This is a genomic window from Streptomyces sp. NPDC056361 (assembly GCF_042262805.1).
Lineage (GTDB): Bacteria > Actinomycetota > Actinomycetes > Streptomycetales > Streptomycetaceae > Streptomyces.
Map to the genome: position 1 here is coordinate 1 of NZ_JBHJQI010000167.1, position 18,462 is coordinate 18,462.

General features: G+C 74.3%; 18 protein-coding genes. 7 read left to right on the forward strand and 11 right to left on the reverse strand.

Going from position 1 to position 18,462, the window contains the following annotated elements:
- Positions 1 to 342: 342 nt before the first annotated feature.
- The 3 genes from ACFCY7_RS35020 (at position 343) to ACFCY7_RS35030 (ending at position 3,208) form a co-directional block, all read left to right on the forward strand.
- Positions 343 to 1,542 (forward strand): M48 family metallopeptidase, encoded by a 1,200-nt coding sequence (locus tag ACFCY7_RS35020; RefSeq protein WP_376490113.1) that lies wholly within the window; start codon positions 343 to 345, stop codon positions 1,540 to 1,542.
- A 100-nt stretch (positions 1,543 to 1,642) separates the two neighbouring features.
- Positions 1,643 to 2,713: a sigma factor-like helix-turn-helix DNA-binding protein gene (locus ACFCY7_RS35025; protein WP_376490114.1), complete on the forward strand. Its 1,071-nt coding sequence runs from the start codon at positions 1,643 to 1,645 to the stop codon at positions 2,711 to 2,713.
- 90 nt (positions 2,714 to 2,803) lie between these two features.
- On the forward strand, positions 2,804 to 3,208 hold the full coding sequence (locus ACFCY7_RS35030; RefSeq protein ID WP_376490115.1) for a VOC family protein: 405 nt from the start codon (positions 2,804 to 2,806) through the stop codon (positions 3,206 to 3,208).
- 92 nt (positions 3,209 to 3,300) lie between these two features.
- Here ACFCY7_RS35030 and ACFCY7_RS35035 read toward each other — a convergent pair whose 3' ends face one another.
- The 4 genes from ACFCY7_RS35035 to ACFCY7_RS35050 form a co-directional block, all read right to left on the reverse strand.
- Positions 3,301 to 4,464: a methyltransferase gene (locus ACFCY7_RS35035; protein WP_376490116.1), complete on the reverse strand. Its 1,164-nt coding sequence runs from the start codon at positions 4,462 to 4,464 to the stop codon at positions 3,301 to 3,303.
- Positions 4,465 to 4,518: 54 nt separating this feature from the next.
- On the reverse strand, positions 4,519 to 5,094 hold the full coding sequence (locus tag ACFCY7_RS35040) for a histidine phosphatase family protein (protein ID WP_376490117.1): 576 nt from the start codon (positions 5,092 to 5,094) through the stop codon (positions 4,519 to 4,521).
- 69 nt (positions 5,095 to 5,163) lie between these two features.
- Positions 5,164 to 5,625 carry a GNAT family N-acetyltransferase gene (locus tag ACFCY7_RS35045; protein WP_376490118.1) on the reverse strand — a complete coding sequence of 154 codons (462 nt, stop codon included), beginning with the start codon at positions 5,623 to 5,625 and terminating at the stop codon, positions 5,164 to 5,166.
- A gap of 103 nt (positions 5,626 to 5,728) precedes the next feature.
- Entirely contained in the window at positions 5,729 to 7,165 is a 1,437-nt protein-coding gene (locus ACFCY7_RS35050; RefSeq protein WP_376490119.1) for a PLP-dependent aminotransferase family protein, read from the reverse strand.
- Here ACFCY7_RS35050 and ACFCY7_RS35055 point away from each other — a divergent pair.
- Complete coding sequence (locus tag ACFCY7_RS35055) at positions 7,164 to 8,156, forward strand: DMT family transporter (RefSeq protein ID WP_376490120.1); 993 nt, start codon at positions 7,164 to 7,166, stop codon at positions 8,154 to 8,156. The two genes, ACFCY7_RS35050 and ACFCY7_RS35055, sit on opposite strands and share 2 nt — an antisense overlap.
- An 83-nt stretch (positions 8,157 to 8,239) precedes the next feature.
- Entirely contained in the window at positions 8,240 to 8,443 is a 204-nt protein-coding gene (locus tag ACFCY7_RS35060) for a DUF1918 domain-containing protein (protein ID WP_017241746.1), read from the forward strand.
- Positions 8,444 to 8,447: 4 nt separating this feature from the next.
- Here ACFCY7_RS35060 and ACFCY7_RS35065 read toward each other — a convergent pair whose 3' ends face one another.
- On the reverse strand, positions 8,448 to 9,743 hold the full coding sequence (locus ACFCY7_RS35065; RefSeq protein ID WP_376490121.1) for a glycoside hydrolase family 10 protein: 1,296 nt from the start codon (positions 9,741 to 9,743) through the stop codon (positions 8,448 to 8,450).
- 198 nt (positions 9,744 to 9,941) lie between these two features.
- Between ACFCY7_RS35065 and ACFCY7_RS35070 the strand changes: the two genes are divergently transcribed.
- Positions 9,942 to 10,802, forward strand: coding sequence for a 3-hydroxybutyryl-CoA dehydrogenase (locus tag ACFCY7_RS35070; protein WP_376490122.1), 861 nt, complete (start codon positions 9,942 to 9,944; stop codon positions 10,800 to 10,802).
- An 81-nt stretch (positions 10,803 to 10,883) separates the two neighbouring features.
- On the opposite strand, the gene ACFCY7_RS35075 is transcribed toward ACFCY7_RS35070, so the two are convergent.
- From ACFCY7_RS35075 to ACFCY7_RS35095, 5 genes are all read right to left on the reverse strand, one after another.
- Positions 10,884 to 11,414, reverse strand: a complete 531-nt coding sequence (locus ACFCY7_RS35075; RefSeq protein ID WP_376490123.1) for an NUDIX hydrolase — start codon at positions 11,412 to 11,414, stop codon at positions 10,884 to 10,886.
- A 62-nt stretch (positions 11,415 to 11,476) separates the two neighbouring features.
- Positions 11,477 to 12,820 carry a transcriptional regulator gene (locus ACFCY7_RS35080; RefSeq protein ID WP_376490124.1) on the reverse strand — a complete coding sequence of 448 codons (1,344 nt, stop codon included), beginning with the start codon at positions 12,818 to 12,820 and terminating at the stop codon, positions 11,477 to 11,479.
- Between the two features lie 486 nt (positions 12,821 to 13,306).
- Complete coding sequence (locus tag ACFCY7_RS35085) at positions 13,307 to 14,374, reverse strand: PP2C family protein-serine/threonine phosphatase (RefSeq protein ID WP_376490125.1); 1,068 nt, start codon at positions 14,372 to 14,374, stop codon at positions 13,307 to 13,309.
- A gap of 118 nt (positions 14,375 to 14,492) precedes the next feature.
- Positions 14,493 to 15,011 (reverse strand): tetratricopeptide repeat protein, encoded by a 519-nt coding sequence (locus ACFCY7_RS35090; protein WP_376490126.1) that lies wholly within the window; start codon positions 15,009 to 15,011, stop codon positions 14,493 to 14,495.
- Positions 15,012 to 15,029: 18 nt separating this feature from the next.
- The gene (locus tag ACFCY7_RS35095) at positions 15,030 to 16,166 is read right to left on the reverse strand and encodes a flavin-containing monooxygenase (RefSeq protein WP_376490127.1); all 1,137 of its coding nucleotides are present in this window, start codon (positions 16,164 to 16,166) and stop codon (positions 15,030 to 15,032) included.
- A 120-nt stretch (positions 16,167 to 16,286) separates the two neighbouring features.
- On the opposite strand from ACFCY7_RS35095, the gene ACFCY7_RS35100 reads away from it, so the two are divergent.
- Positions 16,287 to 16,724, forward strand: a complete 438-nt coding sequence (locus ACFCY7_RS35100; RefSeq protein ID WP_376490128.1) for a methyltransferase family protein — start codon at positions 16,287 to 16,289, stop codon at positions 16,722 to 16,724.
- Here ACFCY7_RS35100 and ACFCY7_RS35105 read toward each other — a convergent pair.
- The gene (locus tag ACFCY7_RS35105) at positions 16,691 to 18,334 is read right to left on the reverse strand and encodes a LuxR C-terminal-related transcriptional regulator (RefSeq protein ID WP_376490129.1); all 1,644 of its coding nucleotides are present in this window, start codon (positions 18,332 to 18,334) and stop codon (positions 16,691 to 16,693) included. The two genes, ACFCY7_RS35100 and ACFCY7_RS35105, sit on opposite strands and share 34 nt — an antisense overlap.
- Positions 18,335 to 18,462: the final 128 nt, after the last annotated feature.

The window sequence follows — 18,462 nt, forward strand, 5'->3', positions numbered from 1 at the left end:
CCACTGGCGCCGGGCCGGCCCCTTCTGCGGCTCCCCGCCCGCACGCGCGCGCGAGGGCGGTACCAGAATCACGTGCGCGCACGACGCACACGTACCGAGTACGGGCACGACGTACCGAGTACGGGCACGACGTACGAGCACGACACACGCGTACCGAGTACGGCACGACGAACGAGAACGAATCAGGACGGGCGGAACCGCGAGGGGTCCGCCGAGGGGGCAGGGTGCGATGACGGAGACGGCACAGGCGGTCGACCGGGCGGCGGGGCGTACGTCACGTGGTGCGCCGCCTGCGACTGGAACGTGGACCCCGAGGTGCGGCACGAGGAGGCACGCGGGCGCGTGGAGCGCCTCCGGCGGAGCCTGGCGCACCGGCACGGGGAGCAGCTCTTCGCGGAGCTCTCGGGCACGGCGGGGGCGCCGGCCCACGCGGGCGCGTCGGACGGCGCGGAGCCGACCGTCGGGGGCACGGGCGCGGTGGGCGCGCGGCGCGGGCGGGACGGCGTGCTCGCTGCGGCGCTCGCCGTGGCGGTCCACGGGGTGACGGTCGCGCTGCTCGCGGGCGGACTGTGGCTGCTCGTCGCCCAGTGGGGCCGCGGCCTGCTGCCCGCGCTCGGGGGCCTGCTGATCGCGCTCGCCGTCGTGCTGCGGCCCCGGTTCGCCAAGCTCGCGCGGCTGGCGGGCGACCTGCCCGTGCTGCGGCGGCAGGACGCGCCGCGGCTCTTCGCGCTGCTCGACGAGATCGCGGAGCAGGTCGGCACGACCGGCGTGCGCGAGGTGGTGATCGGGGCGGACGCCAACGCCTCGGTGACCACCTACGGCATCCGCCGGCACCGCGTGCTGCGCCTCGGTCTCGGTCTGTGGCGGATCCTGTCCCCGCAGGAACGGGTCGCCGTCCTCGGCCACGAGTTCGGCCACTACGCGCACGGGGACACCCGCCACGGCCTGCTCGTCGGCAGCGCCTTCCAGTCGCTGGCGACCTGGCGCTACACGCTGGCCCCGAAGCACCCCGACGGCCTGATGGACGACCTCGTCAATCTGCTCACCGCTCCGCCCCGGCTGCTCGTCGAAGGCGCGCTCGTCCTCCTGGAGCACCTCACCCTCCGCGACTCGCAGCGCGCCGAGTACCTCGCCGACGCGTCCGCCGCCCACGCCGGGGGCACGGTGGCGGCGGCCGGTCTGATGGACCGCCTCCTCGTCTCCGGCAGCGTCGAGGGGGAGCTCCGCCGCGAGGTCGTGGCGGCGCGGACCCGGATCGGCGGCGCGCGCCGCGAGGATCCCGCCGAGGGGTTGTGGGAACGCGTCGCCGCCCACGGCGCGTCGATTCCGGCGCACGAGTACGAGCGCCTGCGCCGCGTCGCGGAGCGGCGCGGGCACCAGGTGGACTCCACGCACCCCCCGACCCACCTGCGCCACCGCCTGCTGACCGGGGGCGTGGACGTCGAGGCCCGGATCGTGCTCGACCCCGCGAGGTCCGCGGACGTCGAGGCGGAACTCGCCGGACCGGCCCTGCGCGTGGCCCGGACGGTCGTCAGGGGCTGACTCCGGACTCGGCGCCGCCCGTCCCCGCGTCCGGGCCCTGTCACATCCGGGTCGCCCCTCGCGTCAACCGGGTGACGGAACCTACGAGGAGTGTGACGCCATGTCCGACGACACGTTTCTGACCGCCCTGAACCTCCGTTTCGACGCGCACGAGGACCAGTTGCGGGGCGTGGCCCTCCGGATGATGGGGTCTCCGGCCGAAGCCGAGGAGATGCTCGCCTCGGCACGGGCGGGCCTGGGCCGCGACGGCGGCGCCGCCGTACGAGCCTGGCTGACGGCCCTCGTCGGCCAGGCCTGCGTGCGCGGCCTCCAGGATCGGGCCGCGACCGGGCCACGGCGGCGCGACCGCCGGGGAACGCCGGACGGCTTCGGAGCCACGGCGGGTGCGACGGACACGGGCGCCACGACGGACAGGACGGACGCGGGCGCCGCCCCGGGAGTCACGGCGGACACGACCGACACGGGCGCCGCCACACGAGTCACGGCGGACACCACCGACCCGGACGCCGGGCCCGCCGGGGGCGAGGAGCCCGCTCGGGACGCGCCGGAAGCGGCGAGACCCGCCCGGTCCGGAAGACGGCCTCCCACCGGGGATCCGGCCTCCGCGCCCGTGGCCGACGTCGAGTCCGTGTGGCTGGCCTTGCTCGTCGTACTGGAGTCGCTGGGGGCCGAGGAGAGGATCGCGTACGTGCTGCACGACCTCTTCGGGCTGCCGCCGGCCGAGGCGGCGCGGATCACCGGGGACTCTCCGGTGGAGGTGACGCGGCTGGCGCGACGGGCGCGGGAGCGGGTCCGGGGCGTCGGGACGGTCCGGAGCGCCGACGATCCCGGGCGGCAACGGGTGCTGGTGGACCGGTTCCTGGCGGCCGCACGCGCGCGTGACGCCCGCGCGCTGGCGGCCGTCCTGGATCCGGACGTCGTGGCGTACTCCGACCGGGGCCCGGTGCACGGCGCCCCCGCCGTCGCCGAGGGCGCCGCCGCCTTCGCGCGGTTCGCCGACGCGTCCCGGCCCGCGCTGGTCGACGGAGCGGTCGGCGCGGTCGCCTTCGTCGGGGGCCGTCCGGTCGCGGCGCTGATGTTCACCTTCCGCCGGGAGCGCATCGCCACGCTCTCGGTCACCGCCGGGGAGGACCGGGTCAGGGCCCTGGACCTGGCCTTCCCCGACTGGTGAGCGCCGTCAGGGGAGTCGCTCGATCCGACCGGTCCCCGTCCCGGCGGCACCGCCACCGCCACCGCCACCGCCACCGCCTAGCCTGGCGGCATGATGATCAACGCACAGACCCGCGTCCGGATCGCTCGTCCTTCGCGGGACATCGCCGCCGCCGAGCGGTTCTACGTCGACGGGCTGGGGCTCGAGGTGCAGTGGCGGAGCACCGACCCGGAGCCGGGGAAGCACGAACTGCTGATGGTCGGGCCCGCGGACGGGAGTTGGCACTTCGAGCTGACCCGCGATCCCGGGAACCCGCTGGAGCCGGCGCCGACCGTCGACGACCTGTTCGTCGTCTACCTCGGCGCGCCGGTCCAGGACGAGCAGGTGGAGCGGCTGCTGGCCGTCGGCGGCACCCGGGTGACCCCGCACAACCCGTACTGGGACGAGTGGGGCGTCACCGTCGCCGACCCGGACGGCTACCAGCTCGTCCTGTGCTCCCGTAACTGGGGCGGCTGAGCCGGGGCAGGCCCGGGCCGCGCGAGGCGGGCCCGGGCCTCCCGGGGCTGCCCTGGGCCTCCCAGCGCGGTCCTGGGCCTGCCGGGGCTGCCCTAGGCCTGCCGTACGGCGCGCAGGACGACGAACTTCGCGTCGCTGGCGACGAGTTCGCTGTTGCCGAAGATGCGGCGGAGGGTGACGTGGTAGCCGAGGTGGCGGTTGCCGACGACCCACAGCTCGCCGCCGGGGCGGAGGGCGCGCCGGGCGTCGGAGAACATGCGGCGGGCGGTGCGGTCGGTGGTGGCCTGGTGGCTGTGGAACGGGGGGTTGTTGAGGACCAGGTCCACGGAGCCGGCGGGCAGGTCGGAGAGGCCGTCGCCGACGAGGAACTCGGCCGTGCGCCGGTCGCCCACGTGGGTGCGGAAGTTCTCCTCGGCCGAGGCGACCGCCTGGTACGACTCGTCGGCGAAGACCAGCTCCGCCTCGGGTTCGTCGAGGGCGATGGCGAGGCCGACGACGCCGTTGCCGCAGCCGAGGTCGGCGACGCGGGCCCGGCCGAAGCCGCCGGGGAGGTTGGCGAGGAGGAAGCGGGTGCCGATGTCGAGGCGGTCGGCGCAGAACACACCGGCGTGGTTGGTGACGGTGAGTCCGGGGAGGCCGGGCGCGGGGGTGTCGGCCGGGAGGTCGTACCGGTACGGCCAGGGGTTCCGGCCCGGGGTGAGGGCCGGGTCGGGGGTGGTGTGGATCAGTCGGGCCTTCTTCACCGCGAGGGAGGTGCGGGTGGGGCCGAGGATCCGCTCGAAGAGCTTGAGGGTGGAGGTGTGGATGTCCTTGACCATGCCGGTGCCGACGACCACGGTGCCCTCGTGCACGGCGGGCGCGAGCCGGTGCAGCTGGTCCTCCAGGAGCGCGAGGCTCTTGGGGACGCGGACGAGGAGCACGTCGATCCGTGCGGGCGGCGGGTCCTGCGTGGTGAGCAGGCGGACGGCGTCCGGGGCGGCCCCGGCTCGCGCGAGGTTGGCCTCGGTGGCCCGGCGGCCGAGGTACGAGTCGGAGATCTGCACGAGCTCGCCGGGTCCGGCGGCCTGCAAGGCGGTGGCGAGTGCTCCCCAGCGGTCGCCGAGGACGGCGACGGTGCCGGACAGGTCGGTACCGGACTCGGCGAGGTGGCCGAGGAGGTACTCGTCGGACGCGTCCCAGGCGCGCAGCTGGTCGCGCGGGTCCTCGGGGAAGCGGGTCAGCGTGAAGGCGCCCCATGACGTGGTCAAACGGTTCATCGTGCTCTCAGGCTAGCCGGTCGCCCGCGCCCCGCTCGCCGGACGCTCGTCTGTTCAGCGCAAGGCCGTGTCGAGGTGGAGGTGCCAGAGGCCGGGCCGGCCGGTGAGGGTGACGGTGGAGAGGGGGCGGACGTCGACGTTCCAGTACGTGGCGGGCGGTGCCTTGAGGGCGTACACGAGGGCGGCCCGTACGACGGAGGGTTCGGCGACGGCGACGATGGCGCCGTCGTCGGCGGGGCGGGTGTCGAGCCAGTTCCCTATGCGGGTGATGAAGGCGAGGAGCGGTTCGCCGCCGTGCGGGGCGGTGCGGGCGTCGGTGAGCCAGGCGTCGACGGCGGCCGGTTCGAGGGCGGCAACCTCGGCGAGGGTCAGGCCGCGCCAGCGGCCCATGTCGCAGTCGCGCAGCGCGGGCTGGGCGAGCGGCGCGTATCCGAGGGCGGTGCCGGTGGCGCGGCTGCGCGGGGTCGGGGAGCAGTAGCGCAGCTCGGCGGAGCCGAGCGGGATGAGCGCGGGCGCGGCCTGCTGCACCTCGTACCAGCCGGCCTCGTCGAGCGGCCGGTCGTCGTCGAAGCGTTCGGCGAGCAGGGAGGAGCTGCGTGCCGCCGTGACGAGCGTCACCCTAAGACCCATGGCCGCGATCGTGAGGCCGGTGGCCCCGCAGGTCAAGGGGTTGATTCGAGGGGCGGGAGGGGGTGGGGCTCACTGCTGCCCGAGAGCCATCCACTTGTCCGGATTCTGGAGTGGCGTGAAACCGACCTTCTCGTACACGCCGTGCGCGTCGGCGGTGGCGAGCATGATGCGGCGCAGTCCGTACGGTGCCAGGTGGTCGCGGACGGCGGCCACGAGCGCGGTGCCGAGGCCGGTGCCGCGGGCCGGGCGGTCGACGTAGACGTCGCAGAGCCAGGCGAAGGTGGCGTAGTCGGTGACTACCCGCGCGTAGGCGCTCATCGCGCCGGTCTCGCGGTCGTAGGCCCCGAGGTTGAGCGAGCCCGCGATGGCGCTGTCCTGCTTCTCCCGAGGTCGGCCGAGGGCCCAGTAGGCGTCCGTGGAGAGCCAGTGGTGGACGAGGGCGGCGTCGATCCGCGCCGGGTCGGCTGAGATCTCGTACGCCCCGTGCATGACGGGGCCGGCGGGGGTGTCCGGGAGGGCGCTGTCTTCCATGGCCGCAGGCTTCCAGGAGCCGCGGCGGGTTGTCAGGTGAATTTGCCGCGGGCCAGGGCCGGTCCGGGCCCGGCCGGGAGGTCCGCCCGGCCGGGCCCGCCGCTCACCCGGTGAGCTCGTCGACGGCCGTCCGCAGCCGGCGCACCCCTTCCGCGATCTCGGTGGGGCCCGCGACACCCGCGAAACTCAGCCGGATGTGTCCGGCGGGGGGTTCGGCGCAGAAGTAGGGGCGGCCGGGGGCGGCGGCGACGCCGGCCCGCAGCGCGGCGCCGAGGAGGGAGGCCTCGGGCAGGGCGTCGGGGAGGCGGAGCCACAGGTGGTAGCCGCCGGAGGGGACGTGGGGCAGGGCCAGGCCGGGCAGGTCCTGGGCCACCGCACCCGTCATCACCGTGCGGCGGCTCCTGAGCTCCTGGGAGACGGCGCGGAGGTGGCGGTGCCAGGCGGGTGAGCCGACGAGTTCGAGGGCGGCCTCCTGGAGGGGCCTGGGCACGAAGAAGCTGTCGACGACCTGGATGGCGCGCAGTCGCTCCAGGACGGGACCGCGGGCGGCCAGGGCGCCGACGCGCAGGCTGGGCGAGGTGGCCTTGGTGAGCGAGCAGACGTGGACGACGACGCCGTCGGGGTCCTCGGCGGCGAGCGGGGCGGGCAGCGGCGGGGCGTCCTCGTGGACGAGCCGGCGGGCGAAGTCGTCCTCGACGACGAAGGCTCCGGCGGCGCGGGCGATCCGGACGACCTCCCGGCGCCGTTCGGGTGCGAGGACCGCTCCGGTGGGGTTCTGGAAGAGCGGCTGGCAGACGAACACGCGGGCGCCGGTGGCGCGGAAGGCGGCTTCGAGGAGTTCGGGGCGGACGCCGTCGGCGTCGGCGGGCACGGGGACGGGGCGGAGTCCCGCGGCGCGGGCGACGGCGAGCATGCCCGGGTAGGTGGGCGACTCGACGAGGACGGGGGTGCCGGGCGGGGCGAGGGCGCGCAGGGCGGTGGTGATGGCGGACTGGCCGCCGGCGGTGATGAGGACCTCGGCCGCCGTGACGCTGCCGCCGATCTCTCGGGCGAACCACTCGCGCAGCTCGGGCAGGCCGTCGGTGGGCGGCCTGCCCCAGGCGCCGGGGCGCCGTCCGGCGCGGGCGAGGGCGGCGGCGAGGGCCTGCTGCGGCTGGAGGGAGGGGTGGAGGTAGCCGCCGTTGAACTCGATCACGCCGGGCGGCGGCGCGGAGAGGGTGACGAGGACGCCGGAGGCGTCGACCGCGCGGGGCACGAGTTCGGTGGCGGTGTCGGCGCTGAGCGCCACCTCCTGCCAGGAGGTGTCGCCGGTGACGGGCGTGGGGGTGCGGGGCTCGGCGCGGAAAGCGCCGGCGCCGGGGCGGGTGACCACGAGCCCTTCGGCGGCGAGCTGGGCGAGGGCGCGGGTGACGGTCACCGGGGAGACCCGGTACCGCTCGACGAGGGCACGACTCGATGGCAGTTTTTCACCAGGCGAGTAGCGGTCGAGTTCCGCTCGCAGGGATTTCGCCAGTTCCGCCACACTGCTACGCTCATGCATGAGAACAAAGGATAGCGCTACTGCCTCCGCGACGATAGCGGTCTCCGCCACCGAGCAGACCGCCACCGGCCCGATCGCCTCGACGACCCCGCCCACGTCGGCCCCGGCCGCGTCCGCCCCGGGGGGCGCCGACCCGGTCGGCCGCGGCACCCTGTTCGCCGTCCTCGGCGTGGTGTCGTTCTCGCTCACCTTCCCGTCGACCGTCTGGGGCCTGGAGAGCTTCGGCCCCTGGTCCCTGGTGGCCGTGCGCTCCACCCTCGCCGCCCTCGTCGCGGGCGCGTTCCTGCTCGCCGGCCGGGTGCCGCTGCCCGACCGGCGCCACTGGGCGGGCCTCGCCGTGGTCGCCGGCGGCGTCGTCGTCGGCTTCCCGCTCCTGACGACGCTGGCCCTGCAGACCTCCACCACCTCGCACGCCGCCGTCGTGGTGGGCCTGCTCCCGCTCACCACGGCGACCTTCGCCGCGCTGCGGACCGGTCGGCGCCCGTCCCGCACCTTCTGGTTCGCGGCCGTCTCCGGCGCGGTGGTGGTGATCGCGTTCACGCTCAAGGAGAGCGGCGGCGCCCTGTCGCGGGGCGACCTGTACCTGTTCGGCGCGCTCCTGGTCTGCGCGGCCGGCTACACCGAGGGCGGACGGCTCGCGCGGCTCATGCCGGGCTGGCAGGTCATCGGCTGGGCCCTGGTCCTCTGCCTGCCGCCGATGGTGGCGGCCTCCGCGGTCGCGCTGTCCGTCGAACCCGTCCACCTGAACGCCCACGGCGTCATCGGCCTGGTCTGGGTCGCCGCCGGCTCCACCTTCTTCGGCCTCTACGTCTGGTACCGGGGCATGGCCTCGATCGGCATCCCGAAGGCCAGCCAGCTCCAGCTCGCCCAGCCGCTGCTCACCCTCTTCTGGTCGGTCTTCCTGCTCGGCGAGACGCTGCCGCTGGCCGCCCCGGTCGCCGCGGTGGCCGTCCTCGTCTGCATCGCGGTGACCCAGCGGGCCAAGAGCTGACATGACGCATCGGGGTAAAGCGGGACACAATGGCAGGGATACGCCCCAACCAGGTCAAGCCCGGTCGCGAGGAGGTCACCCCGATGCAGGCGAGCGTGGGCGACAAACTGCTGGTGCACGGCCGGACCGTCGGTCATCACGACCGTACGGCCGAGGTCCTTCAGGTACTGGGGGAGAACGGCACCCCCCCGTACCGCGTGAAGTTCGACGACGACGGTCACGAGGCCCTGATGTCCCCGGGCCCCGACACCGTCGTACGCCACCACCCGGAGGAAGGGGCCCGCTGAACCCTCACGCCTTCGGCGGACGGACCGGGGTCGGGTAGTGGTCGGCCACCACGGCGGCCATCGCCCCGATCCGGTCCGTCGTGACCTCCTTCGCCGCGAAGAAGCAGTGGCCGCCGACCGTCGGATACGCGGCGGCGAGCGCGAGGTGGCGTGAGAGCTCCCGCGGGTCCTGCCACGCGGCGGGCTGGGCGGGATCGCCCGCCTTGTAGAGCGCCTCGCCGATGTACAGGCCGACGCCGGTCCCCCGTACCACCGCGTCCCACCACGGCAGCAGCTTCGCGTAGTCGGCGGCGGGCAGGCCGATGTTCCAGTACAGCTGCGGCACGACGTGGTCCAGCCAGCCCTCCCGGACCCACTTCCGGGTGTCGGCGTACAGGTCGTCGTACGTCTGGACGCCGGCGCGGGTGTCCGAGCCCTCCGGGTCGGTGGCGGCGTTGCGCCAGACCCCGAAGGGGCTCACTCCGAAGGCCACGTGCCGCTTGGTCTCCTTGATCCGTTCGGACATCTCGGAGACCAGCAGATCGGTGTTGTTCCGCCGCCAGGACGCCTTGTCCGGGAAGTCCCCGCCGTACCGCGCGTACGCCTCGTCGTCGGCGAAGACCTGCCCGGCCACCGGGTACGGGTAGAAGTAGTCGTCCCAGTGCACGGCGTCGACGTCGTACCGCCGCACCGCGTCCAGCATCGCGTCCTGGACGAAGCTCCGGACCTCGGGCAGGCCCGGGTTGTAGTACAGCTTCCCGCCGCACGGCAGCACCCACTCCGGGTGGAGCCGGGCCGGATGGCCGGCGACGAGCCGGGCCGGGTCGGTGTGGTTCGCCACCCGGTACGGGTTGAACCAGGCGTGCAGTTCAAGGCCCCGCGCATGGGCCTCGTCGACGGCCGTGCCCAGGGGGTCCCAGCCCGGGTCGCGGCCCTGCGTACCGGTGAGGCACTGCGCCCACGGCTCGTACGGCGAGGGCCACAGCGCGTCGGCGGTCGGCCGGACCTGGAGGACGACCGTGTTGAGGCGGCGCGCCACCGCCGCGTCGAGATGGGCGAGGAGCTCGGCCCGCTGCTCCTCCGCGGTCAGCCCGGCACGCGAGGGCCAGTCGCGGTTGGCGACCGTCGCCAGCCACATGCCGCGGAACTCGCGCCGCCGGTGCGGTCTCCGCCGCACCGGCGACGTGGCGTCCGACGGCGTGGCGTCCGACGGCGGCGCGTCCGCGGCCGTCGGCGGGGCGCCGGTCGTCGCCGTCGCGCCGGCCGGTCCCGCCCCTGTCGCTCCCGTCACGGCGAGCGCCGTCCCGGTGGCACCGGTCACGAACCCTCTTCTGCCGATAGGCGACACTTGTACCCCTCTTCTGTCGGATACGTCACACGCACCCGGACAGCATGCCCGCCCCGGACGATCGATCATCGGTTAATGAGCGGTAACGTCGTGGGGGTCGAGGCGGACGCACCGGAATCACACGGCGGCCCGCCGCCAGAGAAGAGCGAAAGGCACGAGGTGACGGACTCCATGGCCGACATTGAGCGCGTCGGAGTGGTGGGCTGCGGCCAGATGGGCGCGGGCATCGCAGAGGTGTGTGCCCGGAGCGGGCTCGAGGTGAAGGTCGCCGAGACCACCGGCGAGGCGCTGGAGATCGGCCGCACGCGGCTCTACAACTCGCTGGCGAAGGCCGCCGAACGCGGCAAGATCAGCGAAGAGGAGCGGGACGCGACGCTGGCGCGCCTCAGCTTCACCACCGACCTGGGCGAGTTCGCCGACCGCGACCTCGTCATCGAGGCGGTCGTGGAGAACGAGCAGGTCAAGACCGAGATCTTCCAGGTGCTCGACCAGGTCATGACCCGGCCGGACGCCATCCTGGCCTCGAACACCTCCTCCATCCCGCTGGTGAAGCTGGCCGTGGCGACCTCCCGCCCCGACCAGGTCATCGGCATCCACTTCTTCAACCCGGCCCCGGTGCAGAAGCTCGTCGAGCTGATCCCGGCCCTCACCACCTCCGAGGGCACGATCAGCCGCGCCCAGGCCTTCGCGGAGAAGGCGCTCGGCAAGCACGCGATCCGCGCGCAGGACCGCTCCGGCTTCGTGGTCAACGCCCTCCTCGTGCCGTACCTGCTCTCCGCGATCCGGATGTTCGAGTCGGGCATCGCGAGCCGCGACGACATCGACAACGGCATGGAGTTCGGCTGCGCCCACCCGATGGGCCCGCTGAAGCTCTCCGACCTGATCGGTCTGGACACGATCGCGTCGATCGCCGACTCCATGTACTCCGAGTTCAAGGAGCCGCTGTACGCCGCTCCCCCGCTGCTCCAGCGCATGGTGGACGCGGGCCGGCTCGGCCGGAAGACGGGCTCGGGCTTCTACCCGTACTCCTGACCGCTCCCCCGAACCCCGGACGGCCCGTACACCCGCACAGGTACGGGCCGTCCGGCCTTTCGTCCGGCCCCTCGGAAAGGCTCAGCCGAGGCGCAGGTGGTGGAGCATCAGCAGCCCGGCGGCCATGTTGGCGGCCGGGATCTCGCCCCGCGTGATCATGTCGGGTATCTGCTTCAGCGGGACCCAGGCCCGCCGCGAGGACTCGAACGCGTCCTCGGGCGGTCCGGTGTAGGTGGCCCGCTCCGCCCAGTAGAGGTGGTGGCGGGCGTCGCTGAGGCCGTTGGAGGGCTCGACGGTGAGGAGGTGGCGCAGCGGCCCCGGCCGCCAGCCGGTCTCCTCCTCCATCTCGCGGGCGGCGGCGGCCTCGATGTCCTCGCCGTCCTCGACGACGCCGGCGGCCAGCTCCCAGCCCCAGCTGTCGGTGATGAAGCGGTGGCGCCAGAGCATCAGGACTTCGTCCGCGTCGTTGACGGCGGTCGCGACGGCGACCGGACGGAGCCGGATCAGATAGTGGTCGAGGTGGCGGCCGTCCGGGAGTTCGACGTCCGCGAGGTTCACCCGGAACCAGCGATTCTCATACACAGAGCGTTCGCTCAGTTTCGTCCACTGCACGTTCTTGCCACCTTCCGACTGGTCGGTGCTCGTTTGGTGGCAATATCGCAGCAGTTGAAGGGTCACAGGGGAACGCGCAGCGCCCCTTCGATCAGCGCCGCCGCCTCCTGCGCGTCGTGCCCGCCGCTCGCGAGGAGATGCTCCCGCACCTGGCTCAGCCGGTCCCGCAGCCGCCTCGACTCCATCCCCCGCGCCCGCTCCGTCATCTCGACCGCCGTGCGCGCCGCCCCGTCCGCCTCCCCCTGCCGCAGCTCGATCTGGCACAGCATCGCCAGCCGGTGCACCCGGCCCCGGTCGTGCGAGGGCGTCCCGACCGCGGCCGAGGCATGCTCGTGCGCCGCCGGAAGGTCCCCCAGGCTGAGCAGGGCCTCGGCGACCTGCACGTTGACGAAGCCCGGCTGGACGTACCCCGTCTCGGCCGGCTCCTCCCCCGGGCTGATCCGCTCCGCCGCCGCCTCCGCCCGCCGGATGCAGGCCAGCGCGGCCGTCCCGTCACCCAGGTGCGCGTAAGCCTTCGCCTGCATCGCCGTCAGGTCCGCGGCGAGCGCGGGCGTGATCTGCCGCCCCGCGGCCCGCAGCGCCGCCTCGGCGAACGCCACCGCCTGCCGGTACTCCGCCATGAACAGCGCCTGGTTGACGAGCAGCGCGATCACGTACGCGCCGAGGCCCCGGTCCCCACTGGCCTTCGCGAGCCGCAGCGCCTGGTGGAAGTAGCGCTGGGCGAGACCGTGCGCGTCCGCGTCGTACGCGCAGATTCCGGCCACCGCGACCAGACCGCCGGTCGCCCGGTGCAGCTGCCGCCCGAGGGGGTCGCTGTACGCGCCCCGCAGCAGCGGCGCGGCCTCCGCCGTGAGGAAGCCGACGATCCGGGCCCGGGTCGCGATGCCCCCGGCCCTCCGGTACATCTGCTCGTAGTGCGAACGGGCCGCGCTCAGCACGGAGATGTCGGCCGCCGACACCCTCGCCCCCCGCCCGTCGCGGGACACGTCCGCGTCCTCCGGCGGGTTCTCCCACTCCCACACCGGCAGCACCGCGGGCGTACCCGTCACGGCCTGCGCCCCCAGCGTGTGCGGCCGCCGCTGCTCGTCGGAGCGCCACAGCGCCGGCGCCCGCTCCACGAACCCGGACAGCGGCGCGCCCAGCGCCGGCGGCGGCCCGCCCGGCACCCCGAGCCCGATGTCGTCCAGCGTCACCTGCCGGTGCAGCCGTGCGGCCAGCACCTCGCAGAGCAGGTCCGGCACCTGGCCGCGCGGCCGCTGCCCCTTCAACCAGCGCGCCACGGCCGTGTGTTCGTAGCGCAGGGCGAGACCCCTGGCCCGGCCGGCCCGGTTCACCCGGGCGGCCAGACCGGCATGGGAGACGCCCGCCTCGTCCAGCAGGGCGTCGAGCAGGGTGTTGGGCTGCATGGCCCCTCCGGTGACTCGGTGCACACACCCTAGGGCCGCCCGGGCCCACAGGTGGCCGAATTCATACGGGTCAACCGCGTACGGGTTGTTTTCGTATGAGCCGACTTCACCCGGGCCCACTTCACCCGGGCCGCCATCGCCTGGTCCGGTGTCGCACGGCCCGGTGTCGCACGGCCCGGACTCATACGGCCCGGTCTCGCACAGTCCGGACTCATACGGCCCGGACTCGCACAGTCCGGACTCATACGGCCCGGACTCGCACGGACCGGTTTCGCACGGGGTGTGAACGAAGTACCCGTTCCACAGGCCCGCGTGCTCTGCCGCGCCCGTCCCGCCCCCGGTTGACTGTGCTTCTCGCCGCAAGGCGAAGACCGGGCCGCCGGCTCCCCCTCGAACAGTGCGGCGGCCCGGTCAGCGTCGCCCGCCCCGCTGATCTGCCCGACACTCCGTGGCAGGGCGGGCGTCGCCGGCCCCGCGGCCTACCGCTCAGCAGTGCGGGGAGGGCGCAGGCCGGGAGCGGCGCAGCCCGGGTTCGGCGGGCTGCGCCGGTACCCGGACACGGTCGTTGCGCACGACGAGCAGCGCGACGTCGTCGGCCAGTCGGCCGCCCGTGTGGTCGAGGAGGGCCGCGTGGACCCGCCTGACCAGGGCAGCGGGCGTCTCGCCGGCGGGTCCCACCAGGGCTGGTTCGAGTGCGAAGAACCGCCCCCGGTGGTCGCGGGCCTCCTCGGCACCGTCGGTGTGCAGGACCAGCGTCTCGCCGGGCAGCAGCCGGGCCGCCGCGTACGGCACGAGGACGGCGGGCAGCGGAAGCACCCCGAGCGGCGGCAGCGGATCGCCCACCGGAAGCCGCTCCACCCGCCGGCCGAGGCGGTACGGGCCCGGATGACCGCAGTTGAACACGGAGAGCCGCCCGTCGGACCCGACCTCCAGGAGCAGCAGCGTCACGAACTCCTCCGCCGCCGGATGCCGCGGCTCCGAACCGGCCCGCGCCGGATGCTCGTCCCGCGCCCGCTCCCTCAGGTGCCGTTCGAGGGCCCGCTCCAACCTCCGCAGCACTCCGCCGAGTTCGGGCTCGTCATGGGCGGCCTCGCGGAAACTGCCGAGCACCGCCACCACCGCGCCGAGCGCCGCGAGGCCGTGGCCCCTGACGTCTCCGATGAGGATCCGCACGCCCTGGGGCGTGGCCACCGCCTCGTACAGATCGCCGCCCACGGACGCGCCCCGGGTGGCGGACAACTGCCCCGCGGCCAGCGACAGTCCGTCCAGCCGGTCGGGCGGCGGGCGCAGCAGCACGCGCTGGGTGGCGGCCGCGACGGCCCGCACCCGGGCCAACTCGCGGGCGAGCCCCCGCCGGAGTCCCACGACCAGGCCGGTGCCCACGGTCAGGAAGACGACGCTCGTGGCGATCCTCGTCGGCAGTCCCGGCTGCCGCGCCAGCGGACACCAGAACTTCCACGCCACCGCCACCGCACCCCAAGCGGACGGCAGGGCGAGCGGGGCCAGCCGGCGGAGCCGGGAGCCATCGGCGAGCAACGACCTGGTACGGATCATGCACGGCCCTTCCCGAGCCCCGACAGCGCCCGAAGGCCCTGCGGCCCACAGGTCCGCCCCTGTGGCCGCGTCGATTCTGCCGACCGTGCGGTCCGCCATGGAACACACCCGGGCGATCTCACCCGAAGGAGTGAGCGCCAGGACCACGCCGGACCGCGCCACCGTCGCGCCACCCGCACAGACACGGGAATCCCGTACGGGTGCGCAGGCACGTCGGGCCGCCGTACGGGGCGGTCTGTCTTACGGGGCGGGCCGCCGTGCCGGTCGCGATGCCCACAACCCGTGCGTAGAGCCGTTCCGCTCCGGCGAGGTCGCCGCGCCGCTGCCGGACGGCGCCCAGGGCGTTCAGCGGCGGAGTGAGGCGGGGATCATCGGGGCCGTAGGCCCGTTCGTAGAGATGCACCGCGAAGAGCAGGATCTCCTCCGCCTCGGTGGGCCGGCCCAGCGCTTCGAGCAGAATGCCCAGGGCAGACGCCGCCTCGGCCGCCTCGGCGGAGACGGGGCCGGCCGCGGTGCGGGCCAGCCGCAGGGCCGCGCGCAGGTCGCCCTCGGCCTCGGCGTACCGGCCCTCGGCCCCGTGCCGCCGGGCGCGGGCCAGGTGCCGGCGCACCAGCCGCCGCCGTGTCGTCGTGTCCACGATGGCCGTCCTGGGGCGCTAGGCGGGGACCTTCGCCCCGGCCCGACCACGGCTGGCGGCGTCTCCGGCGAGCTTCTTCACCAGGTGGTCCACCACATGCTCCGCGTCCCGGCCCGCACCGCCGATGAGCATCGACGCGAAGGCGTACTGGAAGGCCAGGCCGACGAAGTACAGCCCCGGCGACGAGGCCACCACGCCGCGCCGTTCCAGCGGCCAGCCGTCCTCGCCGGTGACAGGGAGGTCGATCCAGGAGAAGTCCTGCCGGAAGCCGGTGCACCAGACGACGTTCGCGACGTCGAGAACGCGTCCGCCGTCGAGAACCGGGAGGCCGCCGCTCACGCCGGTGGTCCGCTCCGGCGCCAGCTCGACGCCGACGCGCGTGAGGTCCGCCCGCTTGACGCGGATCAGCGGCCCGCCGTGGGCGCGGACGTCGGGTCGCATCCTGCGGCCGAGCGGCGTGCGCAGGGTCAGCACGTGCTGCGCCAGGAACCACAGCACCGGGAAGATCGTGTGCGCCGGCCCGCCCTCGATGTCGAACGGGATCTCGCCGTGGATCGTGCCGCTGAGCACGGTCGGGTGTCCGGCCGAGCCCACCTCGTACGCGATGTCCCCGCCGGAGTGCGAGGCGCCGACCACAAGGACGCCGCCGGGCCGCAGCTGCGCCGGGTTCCTGTACGCGCTGGAGTGCAGTTGCATGATGCGCGGGTCGAGCGCGTCGGCGAAGCCGGGGACGTACGGGGTCCGGCCGAACGTGCCGGAGGCGACGACGACGTGGTCGCACACGTAGGTCGTCGTGCCCGTCGCCACGACGTACTTGCCGTCCTCCCGGCCCACCCGGGTGACGCGCTCGCCGGCGCGTACGGGCAGGTGGAAGGTCTCGGCGTACGTCTCCAGGAAGTCGGCCATCTCGTCCTTGGCGGGAAAGGACATCGGCGGCGCCGGGAAGCGCATCCCGGGCAGCGAGGCGACCTTCGCCGGGCTGAACAGCCGCAGCGAGTCCCAGTGGCACCGCCAGTTGTCGCCGACCCGGGCGTTCCCGTCCAGGACCACGAACGGCCGGCCGCGCCGGGCGAGGTGGTACCCGGTGGCGAGCCCCGCCTGCCCGGCTCCGATGACGACCGTCTCGATGTGTTCCGTCCTGTCGGTGGGGTTCATCGTCGGCCTCCTCGTTCGTTCCGTGTCATCGATACTAGGAACGTGGGAGCCGTGACAGCTTCGGGAGAACACCCCAATCCCACGGCGCGCCGGCGATGGGTATTTCTGTCCAATGTGCCGGTGCCCGAGGCACATCTGCTGGGCCTCGCCGTCGGCGCGGTGCTCCAGCGCACCCGCCCCTGGCCGCTGCCGGGACCGGTGTCCGCGCACCGTCTCGTGGGCCTGCCGCTGTTCGCCGCGGGCGCGTGGCGGATCGCGCGTGCGATGCGGGCAGCCCGTACCACTGCCCTCGCCGATCCGGACCTGCTCGTGGTGACGGGGCCGTACGCCGCCACACGGAACCCCATGTACGTCGGCTGGGCTCTGCTGCACCTCAGCGCGGCAGTGGCCGGCGGCTGGGGCTGGGTGCTCGCGTCGTACCTGCCGGTCGCCGCGTGGATGCACGGGGAGGTGTTGCGCGAGGAGCGCGCGCTCGACGACGCGTTCGGCGCCGAGTACCGGCGCTATCGGAGAGCCGTGCCGCGCTACCTGCCCCGGCCCACCAGGTCGTGCTCGTAGGCGTAAGCCGTGGCCGCGGATCTGGAGGTGAGGCCGAGTTTGGCGAAGATGTTGCTCAGATGGCGGGCCACCGTCTTCTCGCTGAGGACCAGCTCCTCAGCGATGGCGTGGTTGGTCCGGCCGGTGGCGACGAGGCGCAGCACCTCGGTCTCCCGCGGGCTGAGGCCGACACCGGCCCGTGGCCGGTCGTGGGTCAGCGCGTCGAGCCAGGCCAGGTCCGGGGTGGCACCGAGCCGCCGGAACACCTGACGCGCCACGTCCAGTTCCAGCCGAGCCGTGCCCACGTCGCCCAGCCGCCGCCGTGCGAGGCCCAGCAGCACGATGGAACGCGCGCGGTCGTACGGGGCCTCCAGCTCACCCCAAGTGCGGCAGGCGTCCAGCAGGACGTCGAGCGCGGCCGCGGCGTCGTCCTCGGCCAGGAGCACCGCCCCGCGCGCATGGGCGGAGACGGCGCACAACAGCGGGGCACCGGTGTCGTCGGCGATCCACGACAGCTCCTCCGAGGCGGCCCGTGCCCCGGGCACGTCGCCGGCGGCCAGCACGATCTCCACGTACGCGGTCAGTACCCTCGCCCGGCCCAGCCGGTCCCGCCTCTCGTCCGCCGCACCCCGGATCGCCGCGACGGCCTCGTCGACCCGCCCCTGGGCCATCCACAACTGCGCGAGCCCGGGCTGTGTCCGGTGACCGCACTCGCCGGCCTGCCGGTAGCCCTCCTCCGCGTCGGCGAACGCGCCGCGTACCCGGTGCAGCTCGGCCTGCTGGTAAAGGGCCATGCCGAGCGCCGGCCGATTCAGCGGCTCGGAGAGCCGTTCGCAGGCCCGCCGCGCCTCCTCCAGCGCGTCCGGCCACGCCCCGCGTGTCTGGAGGACCTGGGAGCGGTGGACCAGGCACTGACCGCGGTAGGGCACGAGATCCGGCTGGGCCGCGCACCAGTCGGACAGCGCCGCCGTCCACTCCTGCGCGCGGCGCAGGTCGAAGATCTCCTGACAGGCCTCGATCGTGCTGCAGTAGATCATCCCGGTCACCAGGGGCGACAGCTCGCCGGACGCGACCGCGACCATGGTCTCGTCGAGCAGCGCCACCCCGGCCGAGGGGTCGCCGCCGGCGATCAGGGCCCGGCCCTGGCCGTGCCGGGCCAGGGCCACCAGGTCCGGGTCCCCGAAGCGTTCCCCCATCGCGGCGGCCTCGCCGAAGGTGGCCCGCGCCGTCGCGGGGTCCTTGTGGACGAGCCGCATCCCTTCCGGGAACAGCAGATAGCCCTGTTCCACGCAATCGATCCCGCCGTCGTCGAGGAGCCGTCGCGCCCGGGCGAGCCAGCCGCCGCCCCGGGCCGTCTCACCCCGCAGGAGCAGCGGCACGGCCAGCCAGAAGGCGCACCGCACCGCCGACGCCGTCCGGCCGATGCTCAGGTACGCCTGATGCGCCCGCTCGGTCGCCGCGGCGCACTCCGCGTCGCGTCCGACCAGATAGGCGACGGTGGCAAGCCGCACGAGGTCGTCGGGCCCCAGCGGCTGTTCGTCGTCGGCGTCCGAGAACCCGGTGTAGGCCTCCGACCACGCCTGGCGAGCGAAGGCGTCCCGGGCGCGTTCTAGTTCCGCAGCCACGTCCATGACGCCTCCCACGACCATTGCACCTCACGGCCGCAGTCTTGTCAGGCGGGACCGCGGGAGGCCCGGCCGGGGCGAACGCCGGAGTCCGGCACGGACCGACGCAGGAGGGGGCCGGCCCGGTGTCGTCC